This is a genomic window from Aeromonas sp. 159 (genome assembly GCF_963862045.1).
In the GTDB taxonomy this organism is placed as follows: domain Bacteria; phylum Pseudomonadota; class Gammaproteobacteria; order Enterobacterales; family Aeromonadaceae; genus Aeromonas; species Aeromonas veronii.
Genome location: NZ_CAWLMI010000082.1, coordinates 50,808 through 65,709, shown reverse-complemented (window position 1 = coordinate 65,709; position 14,902 = coordinate 50,808). Strand labels below are relative to the sequence as shown.

The following is a 14,902-nucleotide window of genomic DNA, read 5'->3' as shown; positions in this document are numbered from 1 at the left end:
CTACCAGTCAAGTCCGTCTGTATCTCTACTGCTCTCTTATGCCTACCTTCCTTCAGGCATCTCGCTCTGAAGTCCATCCCTGACTGCATCCTGCCCACAACCAGCTCCACAGGTTTGTCGCCTGAGCTTGGCACTACCCTGATGCAGATGACTTGGTTTGCTGAAACGAAGAAAATTCCAGCCTGCACAAGCAACGGCGACACTCTGAGTATCCGGCTAAAATGGAGGCCATAAAAATAACAACTCTACTCTCTACTATTTTCACCCCCTGATGAAAACTAAAACAGCACATAGATGCATCGCCATTAAACCTTTCCCCAGCCATCATCATTCGGTCTGTAAACATTTAGCACACGTAGCCATACAGAGCCATTAATAATGCAAACGAAAGGAATCTCTTTTGAATTTTCGAGATGCGGCCCTATTTTTTAGTCGTTCTATAATTTAATTCCAAGCAGAACATTCGATCTCTATCGAAAATAACAACTTAAAAAAACCATAAGATTATGATATGTAGCACATTTTATTTTACGCCACACCTTCGACTGACGTAATCCGTAAAAAGCCAGGCCGCATGAACTGACAATTAAATCAATTTAAAAGCAGGGTAATGAGAGATTTGATATTTATTTTTTGATATGCCAGCCAAACCTCATTGCAGTAAAGAAATAGTCCTTAAATACCCTCTGTGATTAAGATCTCTTTTATTTGATTTATTTTTAAGGTATCACATCTATTCGCCGATATAAATTTCACACAAAGATCCGCTGACAAAAATAGATAAAAGAGGATATATGCTGACAAAAATGACAATTGGGCAAAAGCTGACCATGGCGTTTACCACTCTCGCTTTGTTGATGCTGGGTTTTGCCTGGTTTGCCACTTTACAACTCTCCAATATTTACCGTGACGCCAGTGAGGTCAGCGATAATATCGTTCCCTCCATCCGGGCATCCAGCCAGATGCATGTGTCCTTGCTGGACGCTCGCCGTGCCGAACTGAACATGGTGATAGATGCACTGGGCAAGGATCCCGACTCCCTCAACAGCAGCACACAGTCTTTCGAAGCGGCAAAGAGTCAGTACATGGCCGCCGAGCAACGGTATGGATCTATGCCTTTTGTGTCGGAGCGAGATCGCAACATGTTTGCAGAGCTTAAAACTGCAGCAGCCAAATATTTTTCAGCTCATGGTGACTTGGAAACAGCCATACGGCAGGGAGATATTGCCAAGGTGCAGTCGCTGATCAAAAACGAATCCCGCGCAGCCCTTGAGCAGGCCGGACAGGATGGTCTGGAGCTTCGCAAGGAGAACGATCGGGTCGCCAACCTGCTGACCAAGCAGAGTGAGGCTTCCTATGAACGGGCCAAACTGCTGAGCACTACAGTCGGTGCGCTAACCTTGCTGTTCGTCGTTATTGTGGCCTGGTTGCTGATCCGGCAGATCCGAAATCCTGTGATGACCCTGCTGGAGCAGACCCGCCAGGTGGCGGCAGGCAACCTCACCAGCCAACTCGACATGAAGCAATTCTCCCATGACGAACTGGGTAAGCTGGCTCAAGGGTTCAACGAGATGCAATCCAATCTGCGCATGCTGGTCAACGAGGTCTCCGGCTCGGTAGTGCAGTTGGGCGCGGCAGCCGAAGAGATTAGCGCGGTGGCCCAGCAATCGGCCAACAACATGGGCGCCCAGCAGCATGAGCTCAATCAGCTGGCCACAGCCATGAACGAGATGCAAGCCACGGTACAGGAGGTGGCCCGCAATACCAACGACGCCGCCAGCGCAGCAACGTCGGCCAGCGACACAGCCGCACAAGGCAGCGAGACCGTCAATGACTCAATCGGCAGGATTGAAAAGGTGGCTACCGCCATCGAAGAGACTGCTCTGGTGATCCGCCAGCTGGGTGATGACAGCCGAAATATCGGCATGGTGCTTGAAGTCATTCAGGGAATTGCCGAGCAAACCAACCTGCTGGCACTGAATGCGGCAATCGAGGCAGCCCGAGCCGGTGAACAAGGTCGTGGTTTCGCCGTGGTAGCAGATGAAGTCCGCACTCTGGCCAAACGAACCCAAGACTCCACTTCCCAGATCAACCACATCATCTCCGAACTGCAGCAGCGTGCTAACGAAGCGGGCGTCACCATGCAACAAAGTCAGGATATGATGTCCGAGACGGTCCACACAGCTCGCGAAGCGGGAGCCTCTATTGCCGAAATAAGTAGCTCGGTTAACAGTATCTCCCACATGAATATTCAGATTGCCACCGCAACTGAAGAGCAGGGGGCGGTAAGCGAGGAGCTCAATCGCAATGTAGTCAACATCAGCAATGCCTCGGAAGAAGTGGCGACCGGCGCCAAACAAATGGCTCAGGCTTGCAACGACCTCAACCTGTTGGCAACACAACTGCAGGAGGTTGTACGCAAGTTTCGGACATAGCCCCGATTGCCCCCCTCATTCATCAGCCCAATAAGGCTGAAGCACTAAACAGCCCGCCATTCATAAAAGTGGCGGGCTTTGTCAAATAAGGAACCATACAAAACCCGAAGACACCAATGATGAACATAACAAGTGATCAGTGGAGGGATTAACTCACATCAAGAGCAGCCCTCCCTCTTTCTGATTGTTCTCTCAACGCGTTTTGCCAGCACCTTCACATTTTCCACCCTCAAAGCAGCACACAAATCTCCATACCTCCGAAGGCGAAACCTTTTTGCCGCACTCATGCAAGTAGCAAGATGTATTTACAAAATATTGTTTTTGTTTGAAAAAATAAACATATCGGTATGAATTTGCTTTTGTGATGATATGCGAGCTGGGTCACATGACGACTTGCACAGCACAAAAATCCAGTAAACGGCACATTTGTCCGATTTCGGCACCGCGCCAACGGGAGAACAATATCCAGGTCAATTGTTCCCCCCATCATGCGGCTCGGCAACGGAGCCAGGAGAGTAATATGTTACCCACCATGACCAACGGCAGACTCATCTGCCTGGAGTTGAAGGCCACCAGCAAGGAGGCTCTATTCGACGAGATGGCACAGATGCTGGCGCGCGATGGCGCCGTGTCTGATCAACAGCAGTTCGTCAAGGATATCTGGGCCCGCGAGCAGCTGGACTGCACCGGCTTCGAGCAGGGTGTCGCCCTGCCCCACGCCAAGAGCAAGGTGGTCAGCCGTCCGGCCATTGCCATCGGTGTCAGCCGTCAGGGTATCGAGTACGGCGCCGAAGATGGCAAACCGACCCAGCTGATCTTCATGATCGCCTCCCCGGATGGCGGTGCCAACCACCATATCGAAGTGCTGGCGGAGCTCTCTACCCGTCTGCTGGAACCCGGTTTTATCGAGCAGATGAAGGCGGCCACTACTGTTGAGCAAGCGCTGACCCTGCTCAAACAGGGCCCGAAAATGGAAAAACCGGCGCCAGCCGCCAAACCGGAGGCCTCTGCTCCGGTTGAACCCACCGATCGCACCTTCAAGGATCGCCTCAACACCATGAAGCAGCACCTGCTGTTTGGTACTTCCCACATGATCCCCTTTATCGTGGCAGGCGGTGTGCTGCTCTCCCTGTCGGTGATGATGAGCGGCAAGGGCGCCGTGCCGGAAGCGGGCTTCCTCAAAGACATGGCGACCATGGGTATCGCCGGTCTGACCCTGTTTACTGCCGTACTGGGTGGCTACATCGCCTACTCGCTGGCTGACAAGCCGGGCCTGGCCCCGGGCATGATCGGCTCCTGGATTGCCGTTCAGCACTATCAAACCGGTTTCCTCGGCGCCATTCTGGTGGGCTTTATCGCCGGTTTCGTGGTCAATCAGCTCAAACGGATCAAGCTGCCTGACTCAATGACCTCGCTTGGTTCCATCTTCATCTATCCGCTGATCGGTACCTTCCTGGTGTGTGGCATCGTGATGTGGGGGATCGGCGCCCCGATCGCCGCCATGATGGAAGGGATGAACCTCTGGCTCTCCAGCATGGCGGGCTCAGGTAAAGTGATGCTGGGGGCCATTCTGGGTGGTATGACCGCCTTCGATATGGGCGGCCCGGTCAACAAGGTTGCTACCCTGTTTGCCCAGACTCAGGTCAACACCCAGCCCTGGCTGATGGGCGGCGTCGGTATCGCCATCTGTGTGCCGCCGCTCGGTATGGCACTGGCGACCTTTATGTCTCCGAAGCGTTACAAGAAAGAGGAGCGTGAATCCGGTAAAGCGGCCGCCATCATGGGGATGATCGGTATCAGTGAAGGTGCCATCCCGTTTGCTGCCGCTGACCCCATGCGCGTTATCCCGGCCATCGTCGCAGGCGGTATCGTCGGCAACATCACCGGCTTTATGATGCACAGTATCAACCACGCACCCTGGGGTGGCTGGATTGTCCTGCCGGTGGTGGAAGGCAAGATGGGTTACATTCTCGGCACCATCCTCGGCGCCCTGACCACCGCCATCATCGTCAACCTGCTGAAGAAGCCAGTGAGCGAAGAAGATGACGTGACCACCACCCAAACCAGCTTCGAGATCATTGAAGCGGAAGGAGAAGCGGACGTACTGGCCATCACTGCCTGCCCGTCTGGCGTGGCCCACACCTTCCTCGCCGCCAAGAGCCTGCAGAAGGCCGCCGCCAAGAAGGGGATCAAGATAAAGGTCGAGACCCAGGGCGCCAACGGCATCATCAACCGCATCACCGCCAAGGATGTCGCCAACGCCCGCTGCGTCATCTTCGCCCACGACGTGGCTATCAAGAACCGCGAGCGCTTCACCAATATCGAGGTCATCGATGTGAAGACCAAGGAGGCGATTCACAATCCGGAAGCACTGTTGGCCCGCACGCTGGGCAACAAGGCAAACGCCGCCTGATAGCAGTCAGACAGCTCATCACAAGGGGCCCATCGCGGGCCCCTTTTCGTTGCCTGCCGAGCAACCGCATATCATCCCACCGACCAAGCCACTGATTTAAAACATATTAACCAGTCACATCACGGATCTTGGCGAGCCGTCACAGAACTGTGACGTGTAAAAAAACAGCAATTGAAGCGCTGGTCAGATCTCATGTCAAATGGCTCCGCCTACTAAACTGGAGCATCACAAAAATGATAAAAATCAATAAATTGGTTCTGGCTGTTACCCTCACCCTCACTGCCCCCCCCTTGCTGGCGGCTCACTGGACGTGTGGCGACCACGTACGCTTTGGCCTGCCCTCCGAATCGGATCAGAAGCTCTGCCGTGAAGGGTATGCGGTCGGCTACAACTACGACTACAAGGTGGCGGACTGGGTCTCCTACCGGATGACCGCCCAAAGCGCACAGGGCACAGTGCCGCGCAAGGATGCCTTCGCCGAGGACAGGGAGATCCCGGTTGCCTACCGCGCCACCCTCTCCGACTACAAGGGCTCGGGCTACGACCGTGGCCATCAGGCCCCGGCGGGGGACATGAAATCGAACAAGAACACTATGAAAGAGAGCTTCCTGCTGAGCAACATGACGCCGCAGATCGGGGTGCTCAACCAGAAGGCGTGGCGCGTGCTGGAGGACAAGGTGAACAAGTGGGCGGTCTCCCGCAAGGATGTGCAGGTGATCACCGGCCCCATCTTTACCGGCTCTGAAGAGTCCATCGGTCAGGGTGTGGCGATCCCGAGCGCCTACTACAAGATCGTGATGGACCCGGCCAGACTGCAGGCCATCGCCTTTATCATGCCGCAGGAAGAGGTGCCCATCAGCCAGATCGCCGACTACCGGGTCTCGGTACGCGAGGTGGAAGAGCAGACCCAGCTCAACTTCTTCAGCAATATGCCCGAAGAGCAGCAAGAGACGCTGGAAGCCCGCATCTCCCCAATGTGGAACTGACCGCGAACAGCTCATCCGCAGATAGATTGACACCCCATCTCTCTTGAATCGCGATAGAGGGAGGGGTCAGCGCCCCTCCCAGCAGGGGGAGTTACGCTCCCCCTGCCATTTTCAGATGGCTGCTGACCCGTTGCGGCCACTGTTGCGGCCATTTTTGCGGCCATTTTTGCGGCCACTAGTGTGGCATCACCCGACGACTAGCCCCGACTCACAGTTTGCCGCACCGTTAGCTGCTATATTGCCCTCTCTTTGGCACTAACAGACTGAATTGACGCACATTTGCCTTGTCACAGCGCCCCGTAAGCCGGCGCACCACGGCGCGATTCAGCCCGACAGAGGACTTTTTGATGAAACAGACCCTTCTTGCCCTCACCCTCGGCGGCCTGCTGGCGCTCTCGCCCCTCGCCCTGCAAGCGGCCGAGAGCTCGATGCAAATGGAGCACGACCTCAATACCCTGGTCAGCAAACGCCAGGCGGTGGACATGTTGCTCGGCGAAGCGCTGCAAATCTACAAGTCGCCAGCCAAAATCTCCCACGCCGGTTTTACCGCCAAGATGCCGAGCAATATGGAGCTGGTGACCGAGCGGCTGCTGGCCGCCTACCAGCTTGAACCCTACCGCACCGACCTGCTCATCTCGGCAGCCAACGCCCAGATCTACAACGGCAACCTGAGCCGCGCCATCACCTTGCTGGAGCAGGCGCAAGCCGTCGCCCCCGATGATCTCGACATCAACAGCTATCTCGCCATCTGGCAGCTGGTAAAGGGTAACAAGGAGGCCTCCCGCAGCTATCTGGCGAAAGTGGCGGATCGCAACAGTGGCCGCGCCGCCGATCTGGAGGAGATCATCGCCCGGGTGCAGCGGATCACCGCCGCCCCGCTGCAGACCGAACTGACCGAGGATCAGGTCAAGGCCAGCAGGGAGGGCAAACGCGCCATCGTCACCCTGGGCTACGCCCTCAATCCCGACGGCAGCATGGACAAGATCCTGCTGGGCCGTCTGCAAACCACCCTTGATCTGGCCAAAGCCGACCCAGAAGCGCTGCTCATCCTGACCGGCGGCGTGCCCCAGAACCGCCAGACCGAGGGCAAGCTGATGGCTGACTGGCTGGCCAACCACGGCATCGACCGCAGCCGCCTGATTGAAGAGAACTACGCCACCAGCACGGTGGATAACGCCCTCTACAGCGCCTATGCCCTCGCCCGCCACCAGATTGACTATGCGGTGCTGGTAAGCTCCGCCAGCCATGTACGTCGCGGGCAGACGGTGCTGGAAATCGCCTGCGACCAGATTGGTCCGGCCAACATCAAGGTGGCGAGCGTCAGCTACCCCGACAAGCCCCTCGAGGAGCTGGCCACCCCGAGCGAGAGCGAGCTGCTCGGCATCTACCGCGACGCCCTGCGCACCTACGGCATGTGGAGCTACCGCTCCGCCCCGCTGATTGAGCGTTGATAGGCCATCAACACGAAAAAGAGAGGGAGGCGTGATGCCTCCCTCTGTTTTTATTGACCGATGATTGGCCAAGCCGCGCCCGTTAGCTGACGATAAAGCCCTGCGAGGGGGCCGCTTTGGGATCGTCACCGAAGCGGTTTGGCCCCTGCTGGCCGTTGCAAACCATAAAATAGATAAGCACCAGGGTGCCGATAATGGGGATAAGCCCGAGCAGCAGCCACCAAGCGCTGCGGTCGGTATCGTGCAAGCGACGGGCCGCCACCGCCAGCGAGGGCAGCAGCACCGCCAGCGAATAGATGGAGCTGATCAGCTCCTTGTCGCCGCCAATCAGCTTGTCCACCATGCCGAGCAGCAACATGACGATGACGTTGCACAGCACAAACATCCAGTATTCGGTGCGACGGGCTCGCCCGCTGAATACCGCATATTGCTTGAGGACCGAGATGTACCAGTTCATTGCGCCTCCTGAGTGGCCTTTATGCCTATGAATAAAAAAGAGAGTCGATAAAACAAGTAGTTAAGAGCTTAGCGCGATCATCCCCCCGAGTCGACAATGATGCCCGAACGCCTCCCAAACTAATCAGCTGCGGCAATCATTGACCGACCGATCCGGAAGATAATTTGCCCTGCAACAGGGCAAATCACCTCCATCAGCGCATCACTCTCGTCACAAGCAGGAAAATGGTGCTTAATAATCCATTAGCAATCGTATGGACTCAGCGTGAGGATAGCGGTAGATTCGGCGCCCAATCCTGAACAGGATCTGTGTCTCCCTCCCATAATGAATCCACTTATTCATTACTTCTCCTAACACAGGGATAGCCATGAGTATTACACGCAGAGATTTTCTCAACGGCGTTGCCATCACCATTGCGGCAGGCGTCGCCCCTATCAATCTGCTCAAGGCTGCCGAAGGCGGCAGCGCGCTGGCGGATAAAACCCTGGCCTACCCGCCCGCCCTCACCGGCCTGCGCGGTAACCACCCGGGCTCTTTCGAACCGGCCCACAGCATCGCCCGTGACGGCAAGCAGTATGACTTCGCCAATATTCCCCTTGAGGGGGAGTACGATCTGGTGATCGTCGGCGCCGGGATCAGCGGCCTGGCCGCCGCCTGCTTCTATCAGCAACTGCTCGGCGCGGATAAGAAGATCCTGCTGCTCGACAACCACGACGACTTTGGCGGCCACGCCAAGCGCAACGAGTTCACCACCCCCGATGGCCTGCGTCTGGGTTACGGCGGCAGTGAGTCCCTGCAATCACCGCGTTCGGTCTACAGCCCGGTGGCGCTCGGTCTGCTCAAGGCGCTGGAGGTCAACATCGACGAGCTGGCCGCCGGTTTCCAGCAGACCTTCTATCCGGATCTGGGGCTGAGCCGTGGCGTCTATTTCGACGAGAAGCACTTTGGCGTCAACAAGATAGTGAACGGGGATCCGGGCCACAACGTGGCGGACGATATCCCCCGCGATCGCCTGAACGGCCGGCCGCTGGCAGAATTTATCGGTGACTTCCCCCTCGATGATGCCGACAAGGCCGCCCTGTTGGCCCTGCACGAATCGAAGATCGACTACCTGAGCGGCATGACCCGCGAGCAGCAGGACGAGTGGGTGACCCGCAACAGCTACACCACCTTCCTGCGCGATAAAGTGGGCCTCAGCGAGCGGGCGATCACTTACTTCCAGCAGCGCACCAACGATTTCCAGGCGGTCGGCATCGACGCCACCGCCTGCGCCGATGCGCGCCTCTGCGCCTTGCCGGGGTTCGACGGCCTCAATCTGACGCCGCTGGATGCCGAGGAGCAGGCAGAGCTGGACGACCCCTACATCTTCCACTTCCCCGATGGCAACGCCGGTCTCACCCGCCTGATGGTGCGCAAGCTCATTCCGCAGGTGGCACCGGGTCACACCATGCAGGATGTGGTGCTGGCCAAGTTTGACTACAGCAAGCTCGACCTGCCGGAGCACAAGGTGCAACTGCGCCTTGGCAGCACGGCGTTGCAGGCCAAAAACGTGCGCCTCGCCGACGGCAAGCTGGCGGTGGATGTCACCTACATCAAGGAGGGGAAACTGCATCGGGTGCGGGCCAAGCAGTCGATCATGGCTGGCTACAACATGATGATCCCCTACATGGTGCCCGAGATGCCGGAGCCCCAGAAGGAGGCGCTGCGCCAGAATGCCAAGGCGCCGCTGGTCTACACCAAGGTGGTGATCAAGAACTGGCAAGCCTTCGTCAAGCTGGGGGTACACGAGGTCTACTCCCCCGCCGCACCCTACAGCCGGGTCAAGCTCGACTATCCGGTCAGCATGGGTGGCTACGAGCATCCCAAGAGCCCGGATCAGCCGATGTGCCTGCACATGGTCTATGTGCCGACCCTGCCGGGCAGCGGCCTCTCGGCACGCGAACAGTCCCGCAAGGGGCGCGCCATGATCCTCGGCATGCCGTTCGAGCAGCATGAGCAGATGATCCGCGAGCAGTTGCAGGGAATGCTGGGCAGCGCCGGTTTCAACCATGAGCAGGATATCCTCGCCATCACGGTCAACCGCTGGTCTCACGGTTACTCCTATGTCACCAACACCCTGTTTGATGACGAAGCGCAGTGCGAAAAATGGATTGAACTGGGTCGCCAGCCGATCGGCAACATCACCATCGCCAACTCGGATGCAGGCTGGAGCCCCTACGCTCACGCTGCCATCGACGAAGCGTGGCGCGCCGTCAACGAGCTGGTTGCCATGAGCAAGGGAGGTGCCCAATGAACCGCGCCCTGTCACTGACCGCCAGCGCCCTGTTGCTGGCCCTGCCTACCCTTGCCGCCAACGCAGCCCCCGCCATGTCGGCAGGGGAATACGTGGCCAAGCTCGGCGATTGCGCTGCCTGTCACACCAGCGAGACCAGCAAGCCGCTGGCGGGCGGCAAAGGGTTCCCGACCCCCATCGGCACCGTATTTGCCACCAACATCACCCCGGACAAGACCCACGGTATCGGCAACTACAGCCTGCCGGAGTTCATCAAGGTGATGCGTGAAGGGGTGGCCCGCGATGGCCATCGCCTCTATCCGGCCATGCCCTACACCGCCTACGCCAAGATGAGCGATAAGGATCTCGAAGATCTCTATCACTACCTGATGAAGGAGGTGCAACCACTGGCCATCGCCAACAAGGAGAGCGACATCCCCTGGCCCCTCAATATGCGCTGGCCGCTGATGGGTTGGAACTGGGTCTATCACGACGACAGCCGCTTCACCCCGGTCGCAGGCAAGAGCGAAGAGTGGAACCGCGGCGCCTATCTGGTGCAAGGCGCCGGCCACTGCGGCAGCTGCCACACTCCGCGCGGGCTCGGCATGCAGGAGAAAGCGCTGACCGAGGCGGATCCCGTCTACCTGAGCGGTGCTGCGCTGGATGGCTGGTATGCCCCCGATATTCGCGGCAGCCGTTACAGCAAGCAGGCGCTGATCGATCTGCTGAAAACCGGCCGCAGCCAGCATGAAGCGGTCGCGGGCCCCATGGGGGAAGTGATCACTCACAGCAGCCAGTATTTCAGCGACGCCGATCTGGCCAGCATCGCCACCTATCTCACCGATCTGAAAGATGAGCCGATGGCGGAGAAAGGGGCCCGTGCCTACGCCAGTGCCAGCGGCAAGGCGGACTACGCCATGTACTGCTCCACCTGTCACGGGGTCAACGGCCAGGGCAATGACCACGTCATCCCCTCGCTGGTCAACAACCGCACCGTGCTGGCGAGCGATCCGTCAAGCCTGATCAATGTGCTGCTGCACGGCGCCGAAACACCGGTCACCCATGGCCATCTGGGTTACCACATGCCGGGCTATGGCTGGACCATGGATGACGAGCGGCTCGCCGAGCTGGTCAACACCCTGCGCGCCTCCTGGGGCAATGAAGGCACCGCCGTCAAGGCGGCGTCGGTCAAGGCCCAGCGCGAGCTGCACGGTAAAGAGTAAGGGCTGTCGGCTCTCTCTTGGCCAAGTGCCATAAAAACGGGCCTCCACTGGAGGCCCGTTTGCTATTGATGAACCACGTTCCGGTGCTTATCCCTTGCGGGATTTGGGCCCCGGCAGCGGCGCCGTTGGCTGGCGGTAATCGCCATAGGGGAAGATATTGCGAAAACGCTGGGCCACCGGCTCGGGGATGGAGCGGGAGAAGATCAGCTTGACGCCATCGCCATCGCGCTGACCCACAATGCGACCGCGCACCGTGTCGTGGCGCAGGATCTGCTTGGCATGCTCAATAAAGGCGGGTGACACCTTGCCCTGCTTGACCACTACCTTGCCGGGGGCAAGGCGGATTTCGAACAGGGCACCACGCCCCAGCTTCATCAACCACCAGATCAGGGCTATCGCCACTATCAAGGAAATCCAGGCCATCTTCATCCCTCCCAAGCTCTTGATATAAGGCAGTATAAGCGGCCGTGCGTTCCGATTGTTTGGCGCCGATCACAGCCCCCGCGTCAGCACAATAGCGCCCCTTTGCTCAGCAATCCTTGCCCCAGCCCACCAGCGTCTCGCGATAGAGCGCCAGCAAGGCTTCATCGCGCACCGCCACCCCGACCTGCTGCGGGCGATAGGCTGCCCAGTCATCGTGGGAATGGCGCTTGCCATCGAACTTTTGCAGGGTGTGGCCGATGGCCGGGCCGCTGGTGATAACCCGCACCGGCCCTTCGCGCAGGGTAAAGAGAGTCGGGTCAATGACATAGGCGATGGCGGACGGGTCGTGGACATGGCAGCCGGAGAGTCCCAGTTTCTCCGAGTAGAAACGCAGGTAGAAGCGGCTCACATCCCACAGGAACTGGCCCGGCTCGCCCGCTTCGTCGCGCAGCGCATCGAGATAGTCGCCGCTGAAAAAGCTCTGCTGGGTCACATCCAGCCCGATGATCACCACCGGCCAGTCGGCAGTAAAGACCCGGTCGGCAGCATCGGGATCATCGTGGATATTGGCCTCGGCATAGGGGGTGACGTTGCCGCGATGACCATTGATACCAAAAGCGCCCCCCATCACCACAACCTGTTTCACCAGTGAAACAATCTCGGGCGCCTGCTGCAGCGCCAGCGCCAGATTGGTCAGGGGCCCGATGGTAACGAGAGTGATCTCCCCCGGCGCCGCTTTGACCGCCTCGACAATGTACTGCCAGGCGGGACGGGGATCGGGCGCAATACTCACCTCTCCCGCCTCTAGGTCACCAAAGCCGCTCGGGCCGTGAACTATGGTGGTGGGGCCGACCGGCTCACGCAGCAGCGGGGCGGCAGCGCCTTTGGCCACATCCGCTTTCATGCCGTACTTCTGCTTGAGCCAGAGGGCGTTGCGGGTACCATTGGCGATGGTGGCGTTGCCAAAAACGGTGGTGATGGCGAGCAGCTCGATGGCGGGGTGAGCCTCGGCAAAGAGGATGGCCATGGCATCGTCGATGCCCGGATCGGTGTCGAGAATAATCTTGTGAGTCTGGATCTTGTCAGTCATATGACCTCCCTGCAACGACAAAAGGGGGAGTCTACCGGGCTCGCCGCCCTTTATCCCGGCAGGGGATCACACCCTGAACCTTTGCCCGCCCTTTCCTGCATCACATCCACAATCCCCGCTACAAAAACTGGCGCGGCCACTTGGGGCCGCGCCATGACGATTCATTATCTTATTGTGCAGGAACCAGGTTCCCGCCGCTCAGCGTTTACGGTGCCAGCGTGGTGAGGTGGACTTCTCTCCCCAGGGGGTCACACAGGGGAGCAGAGCCCCTTCAATCACCGCATCGCAGCTGGCCAGCGCCTCGGCAATCTTTTGGTGCAGCACCCGCAGCACCTTGCCTTCATGCTCGGCCAACGAGTGGCCGGCGGCAAAGAACTCCGGCTGATATTGCAGCGCCAGCTTCTGGGCAAATTCGTAGGTGTTGAAGCAATCCGGCATCCGCTCAACCACATCTTCAAGCCGGGTCAACAAGCTGTTCAATTCCCTGGTCATAGTGCTCCCTCCGTGCATGTGAATAGCCAAAAACTACCTCTTATTGGATAAGCCACCAACGAGCAAACCACAAAAGTGTGGGGAGGAACACAGTTCTCTCTTGCGTCCAGCCGCCGGTGACAGGGGCAGATGATGCCAGCTTTACACTTGCGCAACAAACGACTAGATTTAGACCGACCAATCAGTCGGTTGTTTTTCAGACGGAGAAGAGCATGGGAGTCGCACCGCATCAGCACAGTCCGGAGGATATCCTCGCCATCAAGCTGGCCCTGCCCGAGCAGCTGGAGCGGCTCAAACGGGCGAGCCGGGAACACCCCATGCCGACGCTGGCCGAGCGGCGAACCCAGCTGACCAAGCTCAAGCGGGCGCTGCTGGCTCACAAGGAGCAGCTCTGCACGGCGCTGGCACAGGATTATGGCCAGCGCAGCCACTACGACAGCCAGATCGCCGACATCCTCCCCTGCATCATGCAGATCAACTACACCCAGAAGCGGCTCAAGCGTTGGATGCAGCCCCATCGTCGCCATGCCGGTCTGCTGCTGGCTCCCGCCAAAGTGGAGGTGCACTTCCAGCCGCTCGGGGTGGTCGGCATCATAGTGCCATGGAACTTTCCGGTGATGCTGAGCCTTGGCCCCCTCATCACCGCCATCGCGGCAGGGAACCGGGCGATGCTGAAACTCTCCGAGTTCACTCCCCATACCAACGCCGTGCTGCGAACCCTGCTCACCACCACCTTCAACGAGGACGAGATCGCCGTCATCGAGGGGGATGCCCAGATGGCGGCCGCGTTCAGCTCGCTCCCCTTCGATCACCTGCTGTTCACCGGCTCCACCATGGTTGGCAAGCTGGTGATGGCCGCCGCCGCGCCCCAGCTCACTCCCCTCACCCTTGAACTGGGTGGCAAGAGCCCTTGCCTCATCGCCCCCGACATGCCGGTTGAGACCGCCATCGAGCGGATGATCTTCGGCAAGAGCCTTAACGCCGGCCAGATCTGCGTCGCCCCCGACTATGTGCTGCTACCCCGCAGCGAGGTGGAGAACTTTATCGCCGCCTATCGCAACCACTTTGCCAAGCTCTACCCTGCCGGGCTCGCCAGCCCCGACTACGGCGCCATCATCAACGATCGCCAGTATCAGCGGCTGGTCAGCTGGCTCGATGAGGCCAAACAGGCGGGTGCCCAGCTCCACCCCTGTGCCACTCCGGCGCGGGATGATCAGCGCCGCCTCCTGGCCCCGCATCTGCTGACCGGGGTGCCGGGCCACTGTCAGGTGATACAGCAGGAGATTTTCGGCCCGCTGCTGCCCCTTATCCCCTACGACACCCTGGAGGAGGCGCTCGCCTATATCGCCGAACGGCCCCGCCCGCTGGCTCTCTACCTGATGAGCTTCGATCCCGAGCTGCAGGCGCGGGTGACCCGGGAGACCCACTCCGGCGGCATGGCCATCAACGAGAGTCTGTTTCAGGTGGCAGCCGATGATGTGCCGTTTGGCGGCATCGGCGCCTCCGGCATGGGCCACTACCACGGCCACGAGGGCTTTCTCACCTTCTCCAAGGCGAAAACCGTGCTGACCCGCGGCAAGTTCACCACCGGCTCCCTGATCCATCCGCCCTACAACAGCTGGATCCAGAAGCTGATGATGGCTTTCTTCCTGCGTTGACG

Annotated in this window: 11 protein-coding genes; 7 read left to right on the top strand and 4 right to left on the bottom strand. The window is 58.8% G+C overall.

What is annotated here, in order from left to right:
* The first annotated feature begins 794 nt into the window (after positions 1-794).
* From AACR14_RS14150 to AACR14_RS14135, 4 genes are all read left to right on the top strand, one after another.
* Positions 795-2,435 (top strand): methyl-accepting chemotaxis protein, encoded by a 1,641-nt coding sequence (locus AACR14_RS14150; RefSeq protein ID WP_005353179.1) that lies wholly within the window; start codon positions 795-797, stop codon positions 2,433-2,435.
* A gap of 520 nt (positions 2,436-2,955) precedes the next feature.
* Entirely contained in the window at positions 2,956-4,848 is a 1,893-nt protein-coding gene (locus AACR14_RS14145; RefSeq protein ID WP_019446638.1) for a PTS fructose transporter subunit EIIC, read from the top strand.
* A gap of 233 nt (positions 4,849-5,081) precedes the next feature.
* Positions 5,082-5,834 (top strand): DNA/RNA non-specific endonuclease, encoded by a 753-nt coding sequence (locus AACR14_RS14140; protein WP_019446637.1) that lies wholly within the window; start codon positions 5,082-5,084, stop codon positions 5,832-5,834.
* Between the two features lie 347 nt (positions 5,835-6,181).
* Positions 6,182-7,285, top strand: coding sequence for a YdcF family protein (locus tag AACR14_RS14135; protein ID WP_019446636.1), 1,104 nt, complete (start codon positions 6,182-6,184; stop codon positions 7,283-7,285).
* 82 nt (positions 7,286-7,367) lie between these two features.
* Here AACR14_RS14135 and AACR14_RS14130 read toward each other — a convergent pair whose 3' ends face one another.
* Entirely contained in the window at positions 7,368-7,742 is a 375-nt protein-coding gene (locus tag AACR14_RS14130; protein WP_019446635.1) for a DUF805 domain-containing protein, read from the bottom strand.
* A gap of 367 nt (positions 7,743-8,109) precedes the next feature.
* On the opposite strand from AACR14_RS14130, the gene AACR14_RS14125 reads away from it, so the two are divergent.
* Complete coding sequence (locus AACR14_RS14125) at positions 8,110-10,035, top strand: NAD(P)-binding protein (RefSeq protein WP_019446634.1); 1,926 nt, start codon at positions 8,110-8,112, stop codon at positions 10,033-10,035.
* A complete protein-coding gene (locus AACR14_RS14120) occupies positions 10,032-11,237 on the top strand; it encodes a c-type cytochrome (RefSeq protein WP_019446633.1) in 1,206 nt (401 codons plus the stop codon). The genes AACR14_RS14125 and AACR14_RS14120 overlap by 4 nt, the downstream gene beginning before the upstream one ends.
* 87 nt (positions 11,238-11,324) lie before the next feature.
* On the opposite strand, the gene AACR14_RS14115 is transcribed toward AACR14_RS14120, so the two are convergent.
* From AACR14_RS14115 to AACR14_RS14105, 3 genes are all read right to left on the bottom strand, one after another.
* Positions 11,325-11,660 carry a DUF3634 family protein gene (locus tag AACR14_RS14115; RefSeq protein ID WP_005353195.1) on the bottom strand — a complete coding sequence of 112 codons (336 nt, stop codon included), beginning with the start codon at positions 11,658-11,660 and terminating at the stop codon, positions 11,325-11,327.
* Positions 11,661-11,766: 106 nt separating this feature from the next.
* On the bottom strand, positions 11,767-12,750 hold the full coding sequence (locus tag AACR14_RS14110; protein WP_019446631.1) for a nucleoside hydrolase: 984 nt from the start codon (positions 12,748-12,750) through the stop codon (positions 11,767-11,769).
* Between the two features lie 198 nt (positions 12,751-12,948).
* The gene (locus AACR14_RS14105) at positions 12,949-13,242 is read right to left on the bottom strand and encodes a hypothetical protein (protein ID WP_019446630.1); all 294 of its coding nucleotides are present in this window, start codon (positions 13,240-13,242) and stop codon (positions 12,949-12,951) included.
* Between the two features lie 212 nt (positions 13,243-13,454).
* On the opposite strand from AACR14_RS14105, the gene AACR14_RS14100 reads away from it, so the two are divergent.
* Complete coding sequence (locus AACR14_RS14100) at positions 13,455-14,900, top strand: coniferyl aldehyde dehydrogenase (protein WP_019446629.1); 1,446 nt, start codon at positions 13,455-13,457, stop codon at positions 14,898-14,900.
* The last annotated feature ends 2 nt before the right edge of the window (positions 14,901-14,902 follow it).

Bases quoted from the DNA above. Each gene is read 5' to 3' on its own strand.
- AACR14_RS14150 (WP_005353179.1), top strand. From the start codon at position 795: ATGCTGACAAAAATGACAATTGGGCAAAAGCTGACCATGGCGTTTACC.
- AACR14_RS14145 (WP_019446638.1), top strand. From the start codon at position 2,956: ATGTTACCCACCATGACCAACGGCAGACTCATCTGCCTGGAGTTGAAG.
- AACR14_RS14140 (WP_019446637.1), top strand. From the start codon at position 5,082: ATGATAAAAATCAATAAATTGGTTCTGGCTGTTACCCTCACCCTCACT.
- AACR14_RS14135 (WP_019446636.1), top strand. From the start codon at position 6,182: ATGAAACAGACCCTTCTTGCCCTCACCCTCGGCGGCCTGCTGGCGCTC.
- AACR14_RS14130 (WP_019446635.1), bottom strand. From the start codon at position 7,742: ATGAACTGGTACATCTCGGTCCTCAAGCAATATGCGGTATTCAGCGGG.
- AACR14_RS14125 (WP_019446634.1), top strand. From the start codon at position 8,110: ATGAGTATTACACGCAGAGATTTTCTCAACGGCGTTGCCATCACCATT.
- AACR14_RS14120 (WP_019446633.1), top strand. From the start codon at position 10,032: ATGAACCGCGCCCTGTCACTGACCGCCAGCGCCCTGTTGCTGGCCCTG.
- AACR14_RS14115 (WP_005353195.1), bottom strand. From the start codon at position 11,660: ATGGCCTGGATTTCCTTGATAGTGGCGATAGCCCTGATCTGGTGGTTG.
- AACR14_RS14110 (WP_019446631.1), bottom strand. From the start codon at position 12,750: ATGACTGACAAGATCCAGACTCACAAGATTATTCTCGACACCGATCCG.
- AACR14_RS14105 (WP_019446630.1), bottom strand. From the start codon at position 13,242: ATGACCAGGGAATTGAACAGCTTGTTGACCCGGCTTGAAGATGTGGTT.
- AACR14_RS14100 (WP_019446629.1), top strand. From the start codon at position 13,455: ATGGGAGTCGCACCGCATCAGCACAGTCCGGAGGATATCCTCGCCATC.